Annotated in this window: 22 protein-coding genes, 1 tRNA gene and 1 pseudogene; 19 read left to right on the top strand and 5 right to left on the bottom strand. The window is 41.8% G+C overall.

Translation table 11 applies throughout. From position 1 onward, the window contains the following. The first annotated feature begins 28 nt into the window (after positions 1-28). The 10 genes from traJ to PREBIDRAFT_RS04330 all read left to right on the top strand — a co-directional run bounded on the left by traJ (position 29) and on the right by PREBIDRAFT_RS04330 (position 8,010). Complete coding sequence (gene traJ, locus PREBIDRAFT_RS04375; protein WP_004339324.1) at positions 29-1,066, top strand: conjugative transposon protein TraJ; 1,038 nt, start codon at positions 29-31, stop codon at positions 1,064-1,066. A gap of 47 nt (positions 1,067-1,113) precedes the next feature. After that, positions 1,114-1,737: a conjugative transposon protein TraK gene (gene traK / locus PREBIDRAFT_RS04370; protein WP_004336011.1), complete on the top strand. Its 624-nt coding sequence runs from the start codon at positions 1,114-1,116 to the stop codon at positions 1,735-1,737. A gap of 4 nt (positions 1,738-1,741) precedes the next feature. Continuing rightward, the gene (locus tag PREBIDRAFT_RS04365) at positions 1,742-2,044 is read left to right on the top strand and encodes a hypothetical protein (RefSeq protein WP_004339322.1); all 303 of its coding nucleotides are present in this window, start codon (positions 1,742-1,744) and stop codon (positions 2,042-2,044) included. Beyond that, positions 2,037-3,302 (top strand): conjugative transposon protein TraM, encoded by a 1,266-nt coding sequence (traM, locus tag PREBIDRAFT_RS04360; RefSeq protein ID WP_004336008.1) that lies wholly within the window; start codon positions 2,037-2,039, stop codon positions 3,300-3,302. Before PREBIDRAFT_RS04365 ends, traM begins: the two co-directional genes overlap by 8 nt. Before the next feature lie 47 nt (positions 3,303-3,349). Then, complete coding sequence (traN, locus tag PREBIDRAFT_RS04355) at positions 3,350-4,300, top strand: conjugative transposon protein TraN (protein ID WP_036875631.1); 951 nt, start codon at positions 3,350-3,352, stop codon at positions 4,298-4,300. Next, positions 4,294-4,887, top strand: coding sequence for a conjugal transfer protein TraO (locus PREBIDRAFT_RS04350; RefSeq protein WP_004336006.1), 594 nt, complete (start codon positions 4,294-4,296; stop codon positions 4,885-4,887). Before traN ends, PREBIDRAFT_RS04350 begins: the two co-directional genes overlap by 7 nt. Before the next feature lie 12 nt (positions 4,888-4,899). Continuing rightward, the gene (locus PREBIDRAFT_RS04345; RefSeq protein ID WP_004336005.1) at positions 4,900-5,382 is read left to right on the top strand and encodes a DUF3872 domain-containing protein; all 483 of its coding nucleotides are present in this window, start codon (positions 4,900-4,902) and stop codon (positions 5,380-5,382) included. Continuing rightward, on the top strand, positions 5,369-5,875 hold the full coding sequence (locus PREBIDRAFT_RS04340; RefSeq protein WP_004336003.1) for a glycoside hydrolase family protein: 507 nt from the start codon (positions 5,369-5,371) through the stop codon (positions 5,873-5,875). Before PREBIDRAFT_RS04345 ends, PREBIDRAFT_RS04340 begins: the two co-directional genes overlap by 14 nt. A 107-nt stretch (positions 5,876-5,982) precedes the next feature. Next, positions 5,983-6,849: a S1 family peptidase gene (locus PREBIDRAFT_RS04335; protein WP_004336002.1), complete on the top strand. Its 867-nt coding sequence runs from the start codon at positions 5,983-5,985 to the stop codon at positions 6,847-6,849. 231 nt (positions 6,850-7,080) lie between these two features. Beyond that, positions 7,081-8,010: an HNH endonuclease gene (locus tag PREBIDRAFT_RS04330; protein ID WP_004335999.1), complete on the top strand. Its 930-nt coding sequence runs from the start codon at positions 7,081-7,083 to the stop codon at positions 8,008-8,010. A 112-nt stretch (positions 8,011-8,122) separates the two neighbouring features. On the opposite strand, the gene PREBIDRAFT_RS04325 is transcribed toward PREBIDRAFT_RS04330, so the two are convergent. The 3 genes and pseudogenes from PREBIDRAFT_RS04325 to PREBIDRAFT_RS11065 form a co-directional block, all read right to left on the bottom strand. Then, entirely contained in the window at positions 8,123-8,356 is a 234-nt protein-coding gene (locus PREBIDRAFT_RS04325) for a hypothetical protein (RefSeq protein ID WP_004339320.1), read from the bottom strand. A 4-nt stretch (positions 8,357-8,360) separates the two neighbouring features. Next, positions 8,361-8,615, bottom strand: coding sequence for a VOC family protein (locus tag PREBIDRAFT_RS04320; RefSeq protein WP_004335996.1), 255 nt, complete (start codon positions 8,613-8,615; stop codon positions 8,361-8,363). 27 nt (positions 8,616-8,642) lie between these two features. Further along, a pseudogene (locus tag PREBIDRAFT_RS11065) lies at positions 8,643-8,822 on the bottom strand (PcfJ domain-containing protein); the annotation flags it as partial. A gap of 181 nt (positions 8,823-9,003) precedes the next feature. Here PREBIDRAFT_RS11065 and istA point away from each other — a divergent pair. Both istA and istB read left to right on the top strand, forming a co-directional pair. Beyond that, a complete protein-coding gene (gene istA / locus PREBIDRAFT_RS04315; protein WP_004337046.1) occupies positions 9,004-10,593 on the top strand; it encodes an IS21 family transposase in 1,590 nt (529 codons plus the stop codon). Between the two features lie 6 nt (positions 10,594-10,599). Then, positions 10,600-11,388 (top strand): IS21-like element helper ATPase IstB, encoded by a 789-nt coding sequence (gene istB, locus PREBIDRAFT_RS04310; RefSeq protein WP_004337048.1) that lies wholly within the window; start codon positions 10,600-10,602, stop codon positions 11,386-11,388. A 90-nt stretch (positions 11,389-11,478) separates the two neighbouring features. Here the strand turns inward: istB and PREBIDRAFT_RS11630 are convergent, their stop codons facing one another. Beyond that, entirely contained in the window at positions 11,479-11,856 is a 378-nt protein-coding gene (locus tag PREBIDRAFT_RS11630; RefSeq protein ID WP_244864323.1) for a hypothetical protein, read from the bottom strand. 615 nt (positions 11,857-12,471) lie between these two features. Here PREBIDRAFT_RS11630 and PREBIDRAFT_RS04300 point away from each other — a divergent pair. After that, positions 12,472-13,431 (top strand): NAD-dependent epimerase/dehydratase family protein, encoded by a 960-nt coding sequence (locus tag PREBIDRAFT_RS04300; RefSeq protein ID WP_004338538.1) that lies wholly within the window; start codon positions 12,472-12,474, stop codon positions 13,429-13,431. Positions 13,432-13,757: 326 nt separating this feature from the next. Here PREBIDRAFT_RS04300 and PREBIDRAFT_RS04295 read toward each other — a convergent pair whose 3' ends face one another. Further along, entirely contained in the window at positions 13,758-14,096 is a 339-nt protein-coding gene (locus PREBIDRAFT_RS04295) for a hypothetical protein (RefSeq protein WP_004338537.1), read from the bottom strand. 347 nt (positions 14,097-14,443) lie between these two features. Here PREBIDRAFT_RS04295 and sppA point away from each other — a divergent pair, with 347 nt between their 5' ends. The 6 genes from sppA to PREBIDRAFT_RS04265 all read left to right on the top strand — a co-directional run bounded on the left by sppA (position 14,444) and on the right by PREBIDRAFT_RS04265 (position 20,494). Beyond that, positions 14,444-16,222 (top strand): signal peptide peptidase SppA, encoded by a 1,779-nt coding sequence (gene sppA, locus PREBIDRAFT_RS04290; protein ID WP_004338536.1) that lies wholly within the window; start codon positions 14,444-14,446, stop codon positions 16,220-16,222. A 4-nt stretch (positions 16,223-16,226) separates the two neighbouring features. Next, complete coding sequence (gene lpxK / locus PREBIDRAFT_RS04285) at positions 16,227-17,408, top strand: tetraacyldisaccharide 4'-kinase (protein ID WP_004339317.1); 1,182 nt, start codon at positions 16,227-16,229, stop codon at positions 17,406-17,408. Further along, positions 17,290-18,099, top strand: a complete 810-nt coding sequence (locus PREBIDRAFT_RS04280; RefSeq protein WP_004339315.1) for a purine-nucleoside phosphorylase — start codon at positions 17,290-17,292, stop codon at positions 18,097-18,099. Before lpxK ends, PREBIDRAFT_RS04280 begins: the two co-directional genes overlap by 119 nt. Positions 18,100-18,229: 130 nt before the next feature. After that, complete coding sequence (locus tag PREBIDRAFT_RS04275) at positions 18,230-19,333, top strand: thiamine-phosphate kinase (RefSeq protein ID WP_004338533.1); 1,104 nt, start codon at positions 18,230-18,232, stop codon at positions 19,331-19,333. A gap of 10 nt (positions 19,334-19,343) precedes the next feature. Continuing rightward, positions 19,344-20,279, top strand: coding sequence for a DMT family transporter (locus PREBIDRAFT_RS04270; RefSeq protein WP_004338532.1), 936 nt, complete (start codon positions 19,344-19,346; stop codon positions 20,277-20,279). 142 nt (positions 20,280-20,421) lie between these two features. Then, positions 20,422-20,494, top strand: a tRNA-Phe gene (locus PREBIDRAFT_RS04265). The last annotated feature ends 122 nt before the right edge of the window (positions 20,495-20,616 follow it).

The raw sequence follows: 20,616 nt of genomic DNA, 5'->3' as shown, positions 1-20,616 counted from the left end.
AAAAAACTTTCATAAAACACTTTTGCTTATGGATTTTGCCAGTTTACATGAGCTGCTACGCTCCACCTATGACGAGATGATGCCCCTCTGTGCCCAGATGACGGGCATTGCCAAAGGCATTGCGGGCTTGGGTGCGCTCTTTTATATTGCCCTTCGGGTGTGGGCTTCCATTGCCCGTGCCGAGGCAATAGATGTTTTTCCGCTTCTCCGACCTTTCGTGCTGGGCTTCTGCATCATGTTCTTCCCGACAGTCGTACTGGGTACGATGAATGCCGTTCTCTCGCCTGTAGTGCAGGGAACGGAGATGATGGTACACCAGCAGGAGGGGAACCTTGCAGAACTTACTGCCAAGCGGGACAAGTTGCAGGAGGAAGCCTACCTCAGGAATCCCGAGACGGCTTATTTGGTTTCCAACGAGAAATTTGACCAGAAGATAGAGGAAATGGGCATTATCGGTCCAGAGGATGCCGTGACGATAGCGGGTATGTATGCCGAGCGTGCCGCCTATCAGACCAAGCAATGGGTCATGAAATTGGTACACGATTTTTTGGAATTGCTGTTCCATGCTTCGGGACTCATCATCGACACGCTTCGCACCTTTATTCTGATTGTCCTTTCGATACTCGGACCTATCGTGTTCGGCATAGCCGTATGGGATGGTCTTGCAGGATCACTTACGGCTTGGTTCTCACGCTATATATCGGTCTATCTGTGGCTGCCTGTCAGCTCTATTCTTACGGCACTGCTTACCAAGATACAGGTGCTGATGATGCAGAAAGACATCGATGCACTCAGCGATCCGAACTATCTGCCTGATTCGGGAACGTGGTATTACATCGTCTTCTTCCTTATCGGTATTGTAGGCTACTTCTGTGTACCTACTGTGGCAGGTTGGATTATTGAAGCTGGAGGCGGTATCGGCTCATACGGACGCAATGTTAATCAGACTGCACAGCGTGGCGCACAAGGTGCATACACTGGTGGCAAGGCTGCTATGGCAGGCGCAGGTGCTGCTGTGGGAAATATCGGTGGACGCATCAAGGGAGCGCTGCTCAGAGGAAAATAGAAATGGAGCAACTATGCTTAATTAATCAACGGGTATAAAAGAAAAAAATGGAATTCAAATCACTTAATAATATCGAGACCTCATTCAGACAGATACGGCTCTATGCCTTTGTCTTTGCCATCGTATGTGTGGTAGTAAGCGGTTATGCTGTCTATGCCTCGTACAGCTTCGCCAAGGAGCAGAGGGAGAAAATCTATGTGCTTGACCAAGGAAAGTCGCTCATGCTGGCTCTCAGTCAGGATGCAAGTCGTAATCGTCCCGTAGAGGCAAGAGAACACGTGCGTCGTTTTCATGAGCTGTTCTTTACCATTGCGCCCGACAAGGACGCCATTGAGAGGAACATGGAGCGTGCCTTCCTGCTATGCGACAAGTCGGCTTTCAATTATTATAAGGACTTGGCGGAGAAAGGCTATTATAACCGTGCCATATCGGGTAATATCAATCAGCGCATAGAGGTGGACTCTATCCACTGCAACTTTAATACTTACCCTTATGTGGTAACGACCTATGCACGGGAGTTTATCGTCCGTCAGAGTAATATTACAGAGCGCAGTCTTGTTACGACCTGCACGCTGCAGAACTCTGTCCGTTCGGACAACAACCCGCAAGGCTTCCTGATGGAGAACTTCCTTGTGAAGGAGAACAGGGACATACAGACTTATAAACGATAAGGCTATGGCAAGGAAAAGAAACTTTTTACTCTCACGTCAATATCTGCGCTCTCACCTGTGGCTCCGCCATCGTTGTGAAAGGCTCACGATAAGGCAGAGAAAGGAAATCGTCTATGGGCTGAGTTTCATCTATCTGCTCTGCTCGCTTTGGATGATAGCACAGTTCTTCCTTCCTCCAAAGAAGGAAAAACTACCCATCCCCACGGGAAAGCTGACGGACAGTCCCATACGGACGGACAGTACTTTACAAGAGTTACACGGTAATTTTTATCTACAACATCATCAAACAGTCAAAGAAAATGGATAATAAACAGAAAGAACAAATGAAGAAAGGCTTGGTCTTCGGAGGACTGGGACTGCTGTTTGCCCTCTCGATGTGGTTTATCTTCGCCCCTTCGGGCAAGGATAAGACCGCTGCGGAGCAGGGACTCAATGACAGCATCCCGCAGGCAACGACAGAAAAGCTCACCGAAAACAAGCTCAAAGCCTACGAATTAGGCGATAAGGCACACGAGGAAGAGCAGAGCCGCGAGGAGATGGGCAAGCTGTCGGACTATCTCGCACAGAACACAGCCCCCTCAGAAGCGCAGCGTGAGGAGGCGGCTGCATCAACAGCGAAGATAGAAAGCTCCATGCATCGCTATGAGGAGAATAATCGCCTTTTGAACTCCTTTTACGCTCCCGATCCGCATGAAGAGGAGCGTGAGGCAATGAGACAGGAGATTGACAACCTCAAAAAGGAATTGGCTTCCAAAGACAGCAGGGAGGACAATGAGGAGAAACGACAGCTTGCTCTGATGGAAAAGAGCTATCAGATGGCAGCGAAGTATCTTCCTAAGACATCATCTGTCCCTCCGTCATTGGAGAATGCTTTTGCGAATGATAAAGGAAACACACCCACAATCACCGATATTGGAACAGAAAAGGGGCAGATGCAAGCAAACGCTCCAGTTATGGAGGTCTTGGCGGAGCGCAAACAGGTGGTGACTTCACTCGGTCAGCCGATGAGCGATGCAGATTTTATCAAGGAATATGGAACAAGAGTACGCAACATGGGCTTCCATTCGCTAACAAGTACGGCTGCATCCACGATGCGCAACACGCTCAAAGTGGTGGTGGACAGAACGACCACGCTCAAGGAGGGCGACAATGTGGTGCTTCGTCTGCTGGAGACTGCCAAGGTGCAGGGACTGCGTATTCCAAGGCAGAGCCGGCTGATTGCATCTGCCAAGATTGAGGGCAACCGTATGCACCTGCTCATTAAGAGTATTGAGGTTGGTGGGCATATCATAGCCGTCAAGCTCTCGGCATACGACACGGACGGACAAGAGGGCGTGTATATACCAGGTTCGGAGGACATCAATGCGCTTAAGGAAGTCGGGGCGAACATCGGTGGTTCAATGGGCACATCCTTTACCTTCGCTTCCTCTGCCAAGGACCAGATTATCTCCGAGGCGGCTCGTGGTGTGATGCAGGGTGCAAGTCAGCTGCTTCAGAAGAAGCTGCGCACTATCAAGGTGACGCTCAAGGGTGGCTACCGCCTTTTCTTGGTTCAGTCCAAATAAAACAATCAAAAATGACAAGTAAAAAAAACATCAAATCAAAAGGAACAATGAAGAAACTTATTTTATCAATGGCTATGCTTGCCATGGTGGGAGCAACAGCCACAGCACAGGAAAACAATGATGGTCTGACACCGAGCCGTCCTCTCACTTCGGGAGAACTCTTTCAAGGAATGAGCCGTGCCATACCAACGGGGCGTGTCGTACTGCCTTATGGTCTTGCCGTTACCTTCGACAAGACCGTGCATCTTATATTCCCTTCTACTATTCGTTATGTAGACTTGGGCTCACAGAATATTATCGCAGGGAAGGCAGAGGATGCAGAGAACGTACTACGTGTAAAGGCTTCGGTGAAGGACTTTGAGACGGAAACCAACATGAGCGTGATTTGTGAGGACGGCTCTTTCTATGCTTTCAACGTGAAGTATGCCGATGAGCCGGAGAAGTTAAGCATCGAGATGAAGGACTTCCTGTCACCAACTGAGGGGCGATTGCCCAGCAATCGTGTCGACATTTATTTTAAGGAACTCGGCAATGAGTCGCCTATATTAGTCAAACTGATGATGCAGACTATCTATCAGAATGACAAGCGTACCATCAAACATATCGGTGCACAGCAGTTCGGCATGAAGTTCCTGCTTCGTGGCTTGTATGCCCATAACGGCTTGCTGTATTTCCACACTCGTATGGAAAACGGCACGAATATGCCGTACTCGGTGGATTTTATCACATTCAAGATGGTGGATAAGAAGATGGCAAAGCGCACTGCCATACAAGAACAGGTGTTGCAGCCGCTTCGTGCCTATCATCAGGTGATGCAGGTAAAGGGCAAGGATAGCGAGCATTCCGTGTTCGTATTGGAGCAGTTTGCCCTCTCGGAGGATAAGCAACTTGAAGTGACACTCTATGAGAGAAATGGCGGTCGTACACTGACTTTTTATGTAACGGCAGAAGACCTGCAGTTGGCAAAGAAGATTGATAATCTCAAACTGAAATGGTAGACATTATGAAGAAGATAATCATTTTATCGGTTTGCATAGCGGTGGCAATGGCTTTTAGCTTGCCATCGCAAGCACAGCGACTGATACCCAAGCAAAGGGGAATAGAGGTTGTAGGAAGCGTTCCGCTCATCAAGGGTGAAAAGTTCCTTGCAGCTGACAATTTCGGCATGGGAGCATCACTCACCCGCTATCTGGGTCGTGAGAGTTATACTTTTGTTATGGCAGAGTATGAACAGCAGAATATGCCGTACAGAAGTTATAACGTAAAACTCAAGGATGCACTCTTACAAGTGGGCTATATGCACCCTGGTCTCTCCGACAGGGGTAAGAACATGTTTCTCTATGCTGGCATATCCGCATTGGGCGGTTACGAGGAGTTGAATGAGGACAAGAAGCTGCTGCCCGATGGGGCTACGCTGCTCGACCGCTCACGCTTCGTCTATGGCGGTGCCGTGCATGGCTCGTTGGAAGTATTCCTTACGGACAGGCTTCTGTTTCTTGTCAAGGCACAAGGGCGGTTGCTCTTCGGCTCTGACGTGCATCGTTTTCGTCCGGCTGTTTCAGCAGGACTAAGGTTTAACTTTTAAGTAGAAGAAAAGATGAAGAAGATATTGAATACGATTTGGGTAATGGGCGTGCTGACCCTTGCCGTGTTTTGCCTATCTGCTTGTGATAGGGATTTGGATGTTCGGCAGTCTTATCCGTTTACGGTGGAGACAATGCCGGTTCAGAAGGACATTGTCAAGGGACAGACGGCAGAGATACGCTGCACACTGAAGCGGGGCGGTGAGTTTGCTGACACTCACTATACGATACGTTATTTCCAGTCTGACGGTAAGGGAACACTGAAAATGGACGATAGAACGGTATTCAAGCCCAACGACCGCTATCCGCTCACAAAGGACGTGTTCCGCTTATACTACACCTCGCTCTCCACCAACCGCCAGACGATTGACGTGTACGTGGAGGACAGTTTCGGTAAGATGCAGCAACTGACTTTCAGTTTCAACAACGAAAAGGCGGAGGAAAAGGGAAAGACCACCGCAGTAGTAACCAGAGTCTTGAACGATGCGAACAGCTAAACGCTTTGCTTTATTCTGTATAATGTGCTTGCTCTGCCAGCCGATCCTTGCCCAGCGCAGGGTACGGTTGGCAGACTTACCTCCTTTTGAACGCGCCGTGGTGGTCGTGAAATACTTCGAGGGGCTACACGGAAAAGGTTGCTATCCGTATGTCGGATATGGTCATCAGTTGCAACCGGGCGAGCATTTCTCTTCCAATATGACGGAACGACAGGCAGCCTCGCTGCTCCGTGCCGACCTTTGGAAATGCTTTGAACACTTCAAAGGCTATGGTAAAGATGCGCTGCTGCTGACCTTACTTGCCTATAATGTGGGTGTGGGAAGGTTGCTCGGATATGGTAAGCACCCCAAGAGCCGACTGCTGCGAAAAATAGAGGCAGGAGATAGGAACTTCTATCGGGAGTATGTTTCGTTCTGCCGATATAAGGGAAAAGTTTTGAATGGGTTAGTCAAACGCAGACAAGTGGAGTTTGCGCTGTTTTATTTAACTTGATTATCAAAGACGCCTCTTGCGACATTTTATGCTTCGCAAAAGGCGTTTTCTTGCTGTTTTATTTGCCTTTCTCGTTATGAATGAGTAGATTTGCAAAAAACACTAATATGAAAGAAAATATTTCTTTTGACAAAGATTTGTATGGGCTTACGACTTTAATAGAATGTGGTACTACCAAATTTAAATCACAGGGGTCTGGCTTTTATTATAATGAAATTTCTCCCAAAGATCCAAATGTAGATGGTGGTCAATGGAGAAAAATAAGGGGAACATATTTGATAACAAATAGACATGTTGCTCTACCAAAAATAAACGAATGTGAAGTTTTACCAGACCATTTTGTTTTTAATCTAAGAGAGGTTATCAATGATAAAGTAAAATGGGTTCCTATTATATTGAATCAAGAGCAATTGAAACAGAGATTATTATTACATAATAATAATGATGTTGATGTTGTAGCAATAAAAGTTGATGATGTGATTATAGAGGTAGTTAGCCACAATACCGATAGGAAGTTTATTATTGGAGGAAGTTTAAGCAATGACAATTTACCAATAAACTCTCCTATAGAGATTGATGTTACTAGCGACATTATAGTAGCAAGTTATCCTCGTGGCTATTATGATATAGCGAATAAATTCCCAATCGTGAAATCAGGTATAATATCCAGTGGCTGGGGGCTTCATTTTAATAATATGCCAACCTTCCTAATTGATGCACAACTCTTCCCGGGTTCATCTGGTGGTCTCGTAATTAGTAAACCTACGAAAATAGCCATGATAGATGGTCAATTGATGCACTCAGAAAAAAAACAATTTGTCTTTTTAGGAGTGTATTCTGGAGAACCTGTGCAACAATGTGCACCATTTGATCTTGGTGATATGACGATTATAAGGAAAAATTCTTACGGACTTGGTACTGTATGGTATTCTAGTTTAATTTCTGAGATTATCTCCAATGGAGTTCATTTGTAATTGAGAGAGGTGTTATTTTCGCTAAAGATTTTGTGGCATTTGAGAGAAACAAGGAAATGTGTTGTGTGGATTAGTTAAATGGAGACAAACAGAATACACCTTATTCTTTCTGCCATAATTAATGTTCCAAGCAACAATTTTTTTAATAATATTTTTTCTTTATCATTATTATTTTTCTTTTTCTACTATTTACTAAAAATAGAATAATTTCGTTTTTAAAAGAGAGAACATATGATAAACTTAAATTTTGAAACAATGCTATCTGAACTATGTAAATATTATGAAGAGATAGTTACCTATCATCTTAATGAGCATAAAGATACTATTCTAACAGATTCTGTGGTAGGGAAATGTAGATTCTGCGGAGGATCTGTTCCAAATGTTACTTTCGACAAGGTTGCTCACGCTATCCCTCATTTTATAGGTAATCAGACCTTAAAATCCAAATACGAATGTGATACTTGTAATCAACTATTTAGCAAATATGAGAGTCAGTTTGCCGAATTTATGAAATTACATCATGTCTTTGCAAAAGTGAACAAAGGTGGAGGAAAGATACCTAAGTATAAAAATAATTCATCAGAACAATCATCTATATCTATCGATACAAATGGCTTTAATATAAAATGTGTAGAAGGAGAACAACTAAAAGTAGACTTGGATATTAACAACAAATCATTTTCTGTTAAAGGCAAAAGAAGCTATATTCCACAGTATGTTTATAAAGCTTTAACCAAGATGGCACTAACAATAATGCCTGAAAGTGAATTAAAATATTTTGAACACACATTATCATGGTTGCAGGGACAACGAGAGTGTGGTCCTGGATTAAAGATGATAGAAAGATTATATCAAGCAAGATTTCCTTTTAATTCTTGTATGATTTTTAAAAGAAAAAATGATAACGATGATGTTCCTGCTTACATTTTCGGATTGGCATACTTTAATTTTTTTATCCAGATACCGATACCTTTGTGTGATAAAGATTTTTCGAAACAAAGAAAAAGTCTAACAATGCCCTATATACCGACACCATTAGATGAAGAAAAAATACCATGTTTTTGTGGAGTGAAAGATTTATCATCTACAGAAAAAGCAAAAGATGAAGATATTAGTATGGTATTTTCATTTGGTGCATTTGAAGAAATGTCTAGAAAATAGTATTCATCTAAAAATACTTGCGACTTTCTTTTGCTTCTTTGCTTTGGTCGCCTACTCGTTCAAAGAGAAAGAAAAGAAGCCACGCAAATTTTAGCTTGCGTGGCTTTTGCTATTATTTAGGAGGATATTTTTGCACTTTCATTATTCTGTCTATTCGTTTGTAGGGGTGTCTGTCAAATGCCCAATTTATCTCATCATCGGGCAAAGTGCTGTGAATGCTTCCACCCATAACCAACCCACAATGTTGCAGGACTTTCTGCCGTGCGTCTTCTTTGCTCTCCGCAACCACATCGAACACTCCTTCAAAGACATATTGCGTCCGAACTCTGTAAACTTTCTTCTTCATAATCTTAAAATTCAACCTTTAATAATCTGTATTCCTTTGGTTCTCCATTGGATAATTTGCGGTGTTTGAGCCAAAAGTGATGTGCGCCATAGCCATAGGCAAAGAACTTATCAAGTTCTGTTTCTTCGGCTATTTTGTTGATAGCCGCCCTTAACTCCTCTTTGCTGTCGGATAGGGTTATTGCATTGATAACCCTAATAAGAATATGCGGTATCTCATCCGCATAGTTGTAGATAATGTTTTCAATCTCTGTCTTCATATCTCTGATAATTTAATGGTTCATACTTTATGCTGTTGCTTTCATTCTTCGGCTTATAAGACCTCGATTGGCATTCACAAGGTTTACTATCTGTTCGTGATATTCCGTATTCTTGTTGCACACTCCACGACTTTGTACCACTTCCAAAGTTCGTAATGATACTTCAATGGTTTCTATTCGCTTGCCTTCAATGGTAGCCGATAGGATATGGAAAAGCCACACTAATTTGACCCACGCTGGCAAGTATTTTAGACCCAGTAAGGTTAAAATAACCAGCCCCACCTTGCCAAAATAAGAATGACCCTTTGAAACGCTAGTTTTTTAGGGTCATTTTGTAGTTTTGTGTTACTGTCCTGGTCGGCATTAAAAACATAAAACTATTATTTATATGACAAAATTAAAGAATTTATTGCGCTGTTACGCATCTGGTATGGGAATAAGAAGTATTTCTAGTACTTTCCATATATCTCGTAACACCCTCCGCAAGTATGTCCGTAAATTCCAAGAAAGTGGCTTGTCTATGGAGCAAATTCTGTCGCTTTCAGATGATAAGCTAGCGGACTTGTTTTCAGATGGGCATTCTCGTAACCGTCCGCCTTCTGCTCGTAAGTTGGAGTTAGAGGCACTTGTTCCTGATTATGTGAAACGGCTTAGCAAGAAGGGTGTTTCTATCTTATCTCTTCACACGGAGTATCTCAAAACTCATCCTAATGGTTACCAGTATTCTACTTTCAAACACGCAATCCATGCCTACAGATGTCAAACACGAGCCGTAGGACATGTAGAGCACCTTGCTGGCGATCAGATGTATATTGATTATGCGGGTGATAAACTAGAGATAGTCGAAGAACAGACGGGTGAGGTGCGGAAGGTAGAGGTTTTTGTGGCTACCCTTCCATGCAGTCATTACACCTATTGCGAGGCAGTGTGGTCGCAGAAGAAGGAAGACCTTATCGTTGCTTGCGAGAATGCTCTTCATTTCTTTGGTGGTGTACCCAAGGCTGTTGTGCCTGACAACTTAAAATCAGCCGTTATCCGCAGTGATCGTAATGAGCCTGTTATCAATGACGACTTCGCTGCTATGGCTGAATTTTATGACATGGCTGTTTATCCAGCTAGGGTGCGCCGTCCCAAGGACAAGGCACTGGTTGAGAATGCTGTAAAGCTAATGTATCGGTCGGTATATGTAGATATTGAAGGGCAAATTTTCCATAATCTAGAATCACTTAATATTGCTATACGCACATCTTTAGAAGCATTTAATAGCCGTAGATTGAGTGGACGTAAGGAATCCCGCCAAGAACTATTTGAGGAAATGGAAAAAGATTTTCTTCGTCCTCTTCCTACCGCTCGCTATCAGATGAAGTCTAGAAAGTCTGCTACTGTCATGGCTAATAGCTTCGTTATGCTAAGAAAGCATAGTTATAGTGTTCCAACAGAGTATATCGGCAAACGTATGGAGCTTATTTACGATAATGACAATGTTCAAATCTACTATGGGTTAAAGTTAGTTACCATCCATCAGCGAGATGATACTCCCTATACCTACTCACAGAAAGATGCACATAATCTTCCTGGTCATCATGGTAGCTTTGAAAAGGATTTGGAGGAAATATATCAACGGGCAGGGCAAATAGACAACATCCTTCTGCTTTATCTCAAGGAAGTCGCTACGCAGATGAAATATCCACCAAAAGCCTTCCGCTCTTGCCGTGGTATCATGTCGCTGGAGAAGAAGTATGGCATGGCTCGTCTAGTAGCAGCTTGTAACTGTGCTTCGGAAGGACGACGCTATGGCTATAATGAGATAAAGGATATACTACAGAAGGGTGATGATGCTTCCTATATATCTATGGATGAAGATAATATGGAGCTATCTCCTGAATATAAATCAAAAACGCATAAGAACATACGAGGCAAGGATTATTTCTCAAAGCAATTATCCAATAATAACAATAATAGCAAACAATTAAAGTAAACAACTATGGAACTAAATAATAATAAGACAGCACCTATTGTGCAAGAAATGGATAAGAATCAGTTATCTCTTGATTTAATGCATAGAATGAGGCTTACGGGTATGGCAACTGCCTTTGAAGAAAGTCTAACAACTACAATTGCAGATACGATGACACCAGATGCCTTTTTATCATGGCTCTTATCTCGAGAATGGGACTATCGTTCCGCAGCTGCTATTGAAAGACTCATAAAATCAGCAGGGTTTAGATATAAAGCCTATCCTGAGCAAATAGATTATAATATCAATCGCAACCTTAGCCAAAACAAAATGGAGAGAATACTCTCACTTGATTTTATCAAGCAAGGACGCAATATATTTATTACTGGTTCATCAGGAACTGGTAAAAGTTTTATCGCTACAGCTATAGGCTATCATGCTTGTAAAAATGGTATTAGAACGATGTATGCTAATATGTCAAAATTACTAGGGATACTTAAAGTCGCCAAGAATAAAGGAACGTTAGAAACAGAGCTAAAGAAGATAGAGCGATGTCGCTTGTTAATCCTCGACGATGCCTTCCTTGTACCTGTAGATGCAAAAGAGCGTCCTATATTACTTGATATTATAGAAGATAGGCATGAAAGGAAGTCGATTATCATATCTTCTCAACTTCCTGTGGACAACTGGTACGATGCAATAGGCGACCCTACCGTGGCAGATGCTGTACTAGATAGAATCGTGCATAGCTCATATCAAATAGAACTAACTGGAGAGAGTCTTAGAAAGATAAAAGCAAAGAATATTGGTAGGTAATAGCGAAATAAAATGACCCACCCGACCAGGGCATTTAGTGGGTCAATAATAAATCGTTTTACTGGGTCTAAAATACTTTGCCAGCGTGGGTCAAATTAGTGTGGCTTTTCCACTACCCGCAGGGCTGGAGATTTTTACCGAAAACAGGAGGCTTGACCTTGCTTTCCCGTCCAATCCCGGAATTACCTTTGCGCCCAGAACGAAAATGACTGACTGATGCGGCTTACTGAAAGGCGCAAAATGGAGGTAAACGAAAACAGAGGCAGATTGTGTAGAAAAAAACTTCAGGGGAAAATCCGTAAAAAAAAGAATCACCAAAAGGAAAAAGACATCACCGGAAGCGTGAAAAGGGCAAACCACAACAAAGGAAGTATGATTGTTTCCGATCCGACGGAACTTGTTCAGCCGGGTGGCAACAATCATTCTTCCCGGTTTGTCCGGCTGTGTGTGGGCGCCTGTTTCATTCATGGGGCAGGCTGACACACTCTGCATTCACTTTCCGCTTCCGGCAAAAGAGACAGCGAAAAAAGAAAAATCATTTGAAAACCCGTAAAAGCACCTCTTGGCATAGGCGCAAAAGAAAGGGGCATTGCTTCATCTGTCTAAACATCGTTTAGGCGTGAGGCAATGCCCTTTTCTCCAGCTATGCGGTAGTCGGCACACGTTTGTTCCAAACTCGTTTTGGGCAATGGTGTGCCGACGGACAATACCGCTTTTACGGAAAATTCTTATGAATGAGGGGATAAAAAACGGGAGTTTATATCAAAATCTCGAATTAAATAGCTACTTTTGCATACGAAGAGTTCTTTGAAGGTTACGCAACGCGCAGAAGGATAATGCAGTAGATAACTAACTAAATCGTAACCTATTACTATCAAGAGCAATTAACCTACGCTCATTTCCAATAAATTACACTCTTTTCGTAACTTCTCGCTGCAAAGGAAGTCATTATTTTTGAGAAGTAAAGGCTACAAACAAACTTTTTTCGGCTAGTCCTTAAAAAATTAAAAATAATTAGCATTTCTTTGTTTGCCACCTCATAAAAAAAGATTTACTTTGTGCCTACTAAATCTAAGTATAGAAATGAAAAGAATTCTAGTTATTGGCTCAACAGGCCAAATTGGCTCAGAGCTTACTCGCAAACTAAGAGCAAACTACGGAAGCAGCAACGTTGTTGCGGGCTATATCCCTGGTGCAGAACCTACTGGTGAACTACGCGATGGTGGTCCATGCGCAATCGCTGATGTTACTAACCCTCAGCAAATTGCTGAAACTGTGAAGAAATACGAGATCGACTCTATCTATAATCTTGCGGCTCTTCTCTCAGTAGTAGCCGAGAGCAAGCCACAATTGGCTTGGAAGATAGGTATCGACGGTTTATGGAACATCCTCGAAGTAGCACGCGAAAACAAGTGTGCTGTCTTCACACCTAGCTCTATTGGTTCTTTTGGTCCCGGTACTCCAAGTGAGAACACACCTCAAGACACCGTTCAGCGTCCAAAGACTATCTATGGTGTGTCAAAGGTTACCACCGAGCTTTTGAGCGATTATTACTTTAATAAGTATGGTGTTGATACGCGTTCAGTACGCTTCCCTGGTCTTATCTCTTATGTTACCCCTCCTGGTGGTGGTACTACCGACTACGCTGTAGATATCTATTACAGTGCTGTACGTGGCGAAAAGTTCGTCTGCCCTATCCAAAAGGGTACACGTATGGATATGATGTACATGCCCGATGCCCTCAATGGTGCTATCAACTTGATGGAAGCCGACCCAACACGCTTAATCCACCGCAATGGCTTCAACATTGCATCTATGAGCTTTGATCCTGAAAAAATATATCAAGAAATCCGTAAGCAGATGCCAAACTTTGAAATGGTTTACGATGTAGACCCATTGAAGCAAGCCATTGCGTCTAGTTGGCCCGACTCGCTCGATGACAGTTGCGCTCGTGCTGAATGGGACTGGAAGCCACAATACGATCTTGAAAGCATGACAAAAGATATGCTAGAAAAGCTAAGTGCTAAGCTTTTAGTAAAGTAAACACACTCTATTGGTAGATAAAAAAGAAGTAAATATTTTAGATTTTTTTCATAAATAAATTGTTGAAAGGGGATATCTTCGTGAGAAGGTATCCCTTTTTTCTTTAGCTTTTCTTAAACATCTCGCTCCAAAATACTATGAAGAGACAAGTTATAGGCTTTTAGAAGTAACTGTAAATATATTTCTTTCTCTCAAAATCGGCAAAAATAGAAAACACCTCTTTGTAACTATCGTTATATCAGGTAGTTGTAAGGGTAAAATAAAAGGTAATCTTTTATAATTGATTAAATATCAGTTTGTTACAAGGCTAATTTTTGCTAGTAAGCTCAAATGAATAATTTAAAGAAAACAAGAAGGATAATGGTACTTCCAAAATACTGGTCGGTATAACTATAATCATCAAGATCTATCCAGCGTATGAGCAATGTTTTCTTTTCCCCAACGTGGTTAGCATGCCACTGCTGGCTGTATTTTTTGAGCTTGGCACATAGCCATTTCATAAAATAAACGAACATAGTTATGATCCCGATAACTCGTATAATATCTAGTGTTGGTAGGAAATACTCGCCCCAATAGTCATAGCCTGGGAGCGTGGCGAGGTCGCAGTTACGCTTAAGGGTGTGTAATACAGAAAAAGAAATAACGTAGATATTGAATAATCTCATAACCCTGATCTTTTTATTTAGCAAAGAGTAAATCAATAGAAAAATGGCGAAGTGTACTATTTTTATCGTTAGTTCCATAGGCGTTGATAGAAGTTAGTAATATTTTGTTGATCGCAAAGATAAGAAAATATTTTTGAGTGTCATAATATCAAAAGTTGAAAGACTACTTAGTTTTTGTAAAATAAGATGTTGTTATTAGGAAAAACTTTCGGTATTTGCTTCATTTCCTTAACTATTAAACTTTTAACGCTCTTGTTACGCTCAATTTTATCAACTTTCAACTTTCAATTTTCAACTAAATTATTTATCTTTGCAAACTAGTATCACCATAATTAAATGTGTAGCTTATGAAAACATTTTTCCAAAACGTTTGTTCAACCGTTGTCGGCATCTTTGTTGCTGGCTTTATCTTCGTAGCTTTCTTGTTTGGTAGTATTATGCTGCTGGCATTGGCTGTAGATGGAGATGAAACGGAAATAAAGGACAATTCGGTATTAGCGATTAACCTTACAGGTATTATGAATGATAGAGAGAGGGGCTCTAATCCGCTGGAAAAATTAGTAGGGGAAGTGGCTACCCCTGTCTCTTTAAATACTTTTTTGCAGGGAATAGAAGAAGCTAAGACCAATGATAAGGTGAAAGGTATTTACCTAGAGGCAGGAGCCTTTCAAGCCGATTCGTATGCTACTTTACAAGAAGCTCGTAAGGCTTTGGTTGATTTTGAGAAAAGTGGTAAGTGGGTAATTGCATACGCTGATACCTATACACAGCAGGCATATTATCTTGCTTCGGCTGCAACAAAGGTGTATTTAAACCCATCGGGTATGATCGATTGGCATGGTGTCGCTTCTCAACCTATGTTTCTCAAAGATGCTTTGGCTAAATTTGGTGTGAAAATGCAGGTAGCAAAGGTGGGCAAATATAAAAGTGCTACCGAGATGTTTACTGAGGATAAGATGAGCGAACCAAACCGCGAGCAGACCAAGGCTTTTATTTCTGGTATATGGAACAATGTAGTAAAAGAAGTGGGCGCAAGCAGAAAACTTACTACAGCGCAACTTAATCAGTATGCTGATAGTGCTATAACATTTGCTGCTCCAACCGATTATCAACGTATGAAACTTGTAGATGGACTCCTATACACCGACCAAATAAAGAAAGTGGTAATGGCTAAAATGGGAGTTGATGATGCTGACGATTTACACCAAGTGTCGCTAGACGACATGGTTGGAACGATAAAACCTGCCTTTGATAGTGATGAGGTGGCTGTGTATTACATGGCTGGAGATATTGTTGATGGCGTGGCAAATAACCCAATGGCACAAGGTGAAGTTATTGATGCGCAGAAAGTTTGCAAGGATTTAGCAAAGCTTGCAGAGGAAGAGAGCGTGAAAGCGGTGGTACTTCGTATTAACTCTGGTGGTGGATCGGCTTATGCTTCGGAACAGATTTGGCATCAGATAATGGAATTAAAGAAGCAGAAACCCGTAGTAGTGAGTATGGGTGGTTTAGCTGCTAGTGGTGCTTACTATTCTTCAGCACCAGCCAATTGGATAGTAGCTAATCCTACTACTTTGACAGGTTCTATTGGTATCTTCGGTATGTTCCCAGATACTAGTGGATTGTTGACAGAAAAACTTGGTGTGAAGTTTGATGAAGTTGCTACCAATAAATATGCAGCTTTTGGATCACCAGCACGTCCATTCAATGCAGATGAGCTTCGCATTCTAGGACAATATATTGATCGTGGATATGCACTTTTCCGTCATCGCGTGGCAGAAGGTCGTAAGATGACTGAACAACAGGTGGAACAATTAGCACAAGGTCATGTTTATACGGGTGAATATGCTAAGACTATCGGGCTTGTTGATGAGCTTGGAGGTATAGATGTTGCTATTGCAAAGGCTGCCAAACTAGCTCGTTTAACAGATTATGCAATAGCCGACTATCCTGCTCCTATGGGCTGGTTGGAGCAACTTATGCAACAAAATGTTGTAGATAACTATCTCGATGAGAAATTGAAAGCGCAGTTAGGCGACTTCTATCAGCCTTATACATTGCTCAAAACGATGAATAAGCAGAGTGCTATTCAGGCGCGTATTCCATACGAGTTAAATATTCATTAAAATATTGGAAGGCGATTACATTAAAATAAACCGTTGGCTTTTGCCCTTTAGTTGGCTTTATGGCTTAGGAGTAGGGATCAGAAACTATCTCTTCGATGCGGAAATACTAAAGAGCAAGAGCTATTCGATACCTGTTATTTCAGTGGGGAATATCACAGTGGGAGGTGCGGGGAAAACACCTCATGTGGAATATCTCATTGATTTATTACGTGATGAAATGCAGGTAGCAGTGCTTTCACGTGGCTATAAGCGAAAGAGTAGAGGGTATGTGGTAGCAGATGAAGATACCACAATGCGCGATATTGGCGATGAACCTTTTCTGATAAAGCAAAAGTTTGAAGGTGTGTATGTGGCAGTTGATAAGGATCGTTGTCATGGTATTGATCACCTTATTTCAGATGAAGATACAAAGGATGTAGAGGTTATTTTGCTCGATGATGCTTTTCAACACCGCTATGTCAAGCCGGGGGTTAATATTCTGTTGGTGGATTATCATAAATTTATTAATTATGATAAGCTCCTTCCTGCAGGAAGATTACGTGAACCGCAAAGTGCGAAGGTGCGTGCAGACATTGTGATCGTAACAAAGTGTCCGAAAAATTTAAATCCTATAGATTATCGAGTTCTCTCAAAAGCTATGGATCTAAAGGCTTTTCAACAGCTATATTTCACAACGCTTTCCTATTGTGATTTAAAACCAATATTCAACGGAGGTGATACGGTTCCATTAAACGAAATTATGGGCGAAAACATCCTTTTGTTAACAGGAATAGCATCGCCAGAGCATTTGCAAGTCGATATAATGGAGTATACCCGAGGTGTAAAGCTTGAAACTATGGCATTTCCCGACCATCATAACTTTACCGAACGTGATGTGGAACGTATCAACGAACGGTTTGCTGCTATGCCCTCGCCTAAACGTATCATCACTACAGAGAAAGATCAGGTTAGACTCTTTTATTTGGAAGGCTTGTCAGAAGAAGTAAAACAAAATATTTATGCTCTGCCTATCAAGGTGGAATTCATGCTTGAAGGTGGTAAAACATTCAACGAAAAAATAGAATCTTATGTACGAAAAAATTCAAGAAACAGCATCTTGGCTAAGAGAAAGAATGTCAACAAACCCAGAAACAGCAATCGTTCTGGGAACAGGCCTAGGACAATTAGCTTCAGAGATAACAGATAGTTACGAATTTTCATATAGCGATATTCCAAACTTTCCAGTATCAACAGTTGAAGGACATTCTGGGAAATTGATCTTCGGTAAGCTCGGAGGTAAAGATATTATGGCTATGCAGGGAAGATTCCACTACTATGAAGGTTATGATATGAAGCAGGTAACTTTCCCTGTACGTGTAATGCACGAGTTGGGTATTAAAACTTTGTTTGTTTCTAATGCATCGGGTGGTATGAACCCTGAATTTAAAATAGGTGAGTTAATGATTATAACTGATCATATTAACTTCTTCCCAGAGCATCCTTTGCGTGGTAAGAATTTCCCAACAGGACCTCGTTTTCCTGATATGCACGAGCCTTACGACCATGCTTTGATAGCACTTGCTGATAAGATTGCAGCCGAAAAAAATATCCGCGTAAAGCATGGGGTTTATGTTGGAGTGCAAGGTCCTACTTTTGAGACACCTGCTGAATATAAGATGTATCGTATCCTAGGCGGAGACGCTGTAGGTATGAGTACTGTTCCAGAGGTTATTGTAGCTCGCCACAGTGGTATTCGTGTGTTTGGTATCAGTGTTATTACCGATCTTGGGGGCTTTGATGTGCCTGTAGAGGTGAGCCATGAGGAGGTGCAAGAAGCGGCTAATTCTGCCCAACCTCGTATGACAGAGATATTCCGCGAGATCATAAAGAGATCATAAGGTACTATTATTAGCGTGGATAAAGATACTAAGGTGTTTAGAGTACGAAACGTATAATACTTCTAAAAACCACTTATCTTTATCTACTCCTTTAGCTCTTCATTCTCTCTATTAGCCTTAACAAATAATAATGGAAATAAAAGAACTTGGCGAATTCGGCTTGATCGATCGCTTTACAAAAGATATAAAGATACAAAACACATCAACTGTGGTAGCACTTCGCGATGATGCAGCAGTGGTGAGCTATGGTGATAAGCAGACACTTGTTACTACACAAATGTTTATGGAAGGTATCCAGTTTGATCTTACTTACATTGATATGGAACACCTAGCTTATAAGTGTGCTATGGCAACGATAAGCAATATATTTGCAATGAATGGTAGTCCACGTCAAATATTATGTACTATCGCACTTGGTAAGCGTTTTGGAGTGAGCGATCTTGACAGCTTTTATCTAGGATTGCGTCGTGCTTGCAAGAAATGGAATGTGGATATAGTAGGTGGTGATACCACTTCTTCTTATACAGGATTAGCTATTACTTTAACTTGTTTAGGTGAAGCTGCTCCAGAAGACATAGTACTTCGCAGTGGGGCGCATGAAACCGATTTGATTTGTGTAACAGGCGATCTCGGTGCAGCTTATATGGGGCTTCAGATCTTAGAGCGTGAAAAAACCGTTTACTATCAGCAAATACAAGAGTATCAGCAGAAGGTGAAAGCTGCTCAAGATGCAGATGACAAGTTACGATTGCAAGCTTTGGCGAAAGAGAAGGAACTTCTTGATGCTTTTCAACCCGACTTTGCTGGTAAGGAGTATCTCATAGATAGACAGTTAAAACCAGAAGCACGTGGTGATATGTTAGAGGTGCTTCACACCGCTGGTATTCATCCAACTTCAATGATAGACATTTCTGATGGATTAGCTTCCGAACTCAAACACATCTGTAAAGAGAGCGATTGCGGTTGTCGAGTGTACGAAGATAAACTTCCTATTGATTTCCAAACGGCTTCTACTTGCGAAGAGTTTAATATGAACCTTACTACTGCCGCACTGAATGGTGGTGAGGACTATGAGTTGCTTTTTACTTGTCCTATTGGCGATCATGAAAAGCTTGAGCATATCGAAGGTGTTCATCAAATAGGCTATATTACCAAATCAAACCTTGGTGCTTTTCTCATTGCTCGTGATGGCAATGAGTTTGAACTTCAAGCACAAGGATGGTCTAATCAATAATTAATGTGTGATGAACTTTATTGGTGAGTTTATTAGTTTAGCTGTTGCTGCACTATGGACAGCAGCAGCGCTTACATGTGAGGTGTCGAGCAAGCGCTTTGGCGTATCTGTTACCAATGTTTGGCGTATGCTTTTAGGTTTGGCTTGCTCTATGATACTTTGTTGGGTGCTTATGGGAAGTGCCTTACCACAGTATGCTGATGTAGAAACGTGGGTGTGGCTTTTATTATCAGGAGCGGTAGGCTTCTTCATAGGTGATATTTGTTTGCTTAATAGTTATTTGTCTATTGGGTCAAGATATGGTCAACTTTTTATGACTACAGCCCCTATTTTCTCTGCTATTTCGGCTTGGGTGTTGATGGGTCAGCGCATGACACTTATGAATATTGTGGCAATGCTTGTAACACTCCTAGGTATTGCAATTTCAGTGTTAGGACGTGGGCAAGGTAAGAAGCTTGTTAGCCTTGATCTTCCTCTTCGGGGGGTTCTCTTCGGTTTAGGTGCAGGAATAGGGCAGGGCGTGGGCTATGTGTTAAGCGTTATTGGTCTGCATCACTATACCCATATAGTTCCGAAAGACTATTTAGCTAAGTTTTCGCTTGAAATACCGTTCTCTGCAAATATCATACGCTTAGTAGCTGGATTACTTTGTTTCTCTGCTTTACTAATTGTAAAGGGAAAGCTTTCCGACTTTAAACGCAGTAGTACCGATCTAAAGGGAATGTTTTTTATCATATTAGCAGTATTAACAGGACCTGTTATCGGTGTCGGGCTCTCATTGATGGCTTCGCAATATACGGTGGCTGGTGTCGCTAGTACCATTATGGCTACTACCCCAATTATGATTTTGCTACCTACTTATTTTCTTTTTCATCAGAAGATAACAGTAAAAAGCGTATTAGGAGCAGTAATATCTGTAGTGGGAGTGGCAATGTTCTTTGTGTAGAGAAGGTGTTGAATATAAAACAAACGTTAAAAAGACAAACTTTTTTAATCTCTCGCTTGCTAGTATAGAAAAAGTTTGTACCTTTGCACTCGCAAAACAGAAATGAGTGTAACGCTCATAAATGTTTAAATAAATCAGAAGGGGTGCTTTAGCTCAGGTGGTAGAGCATCGGACTGAAAATCCGTGTGTCCTTGGTTCGACTCCAAGAAGCACCACTCCTCCTTTCATCAGGGCGACATCTAGTAATAGATTCGTCCTTTTTTTATTTCATATAGTTAGGTTGTTTATTGCCATCAAATGATAGATAAATTAATATCGCAATTATTCCTAATTGTTT

It is taken from the genome of Prevotella bivia DSM 20514, assembly GCF_000262545.1.
GTDB lineage: Bacteria > Bacteroidota > Bacteroidia > Bacteroidales > Bacteroidaceae > Prevotella > Prevotella bivia.
The sequence above is the reverse complement of the archived record's forward strand: the minus strand, read 5'-3'. Positions and strand labels throughout refer to the sequence as shown.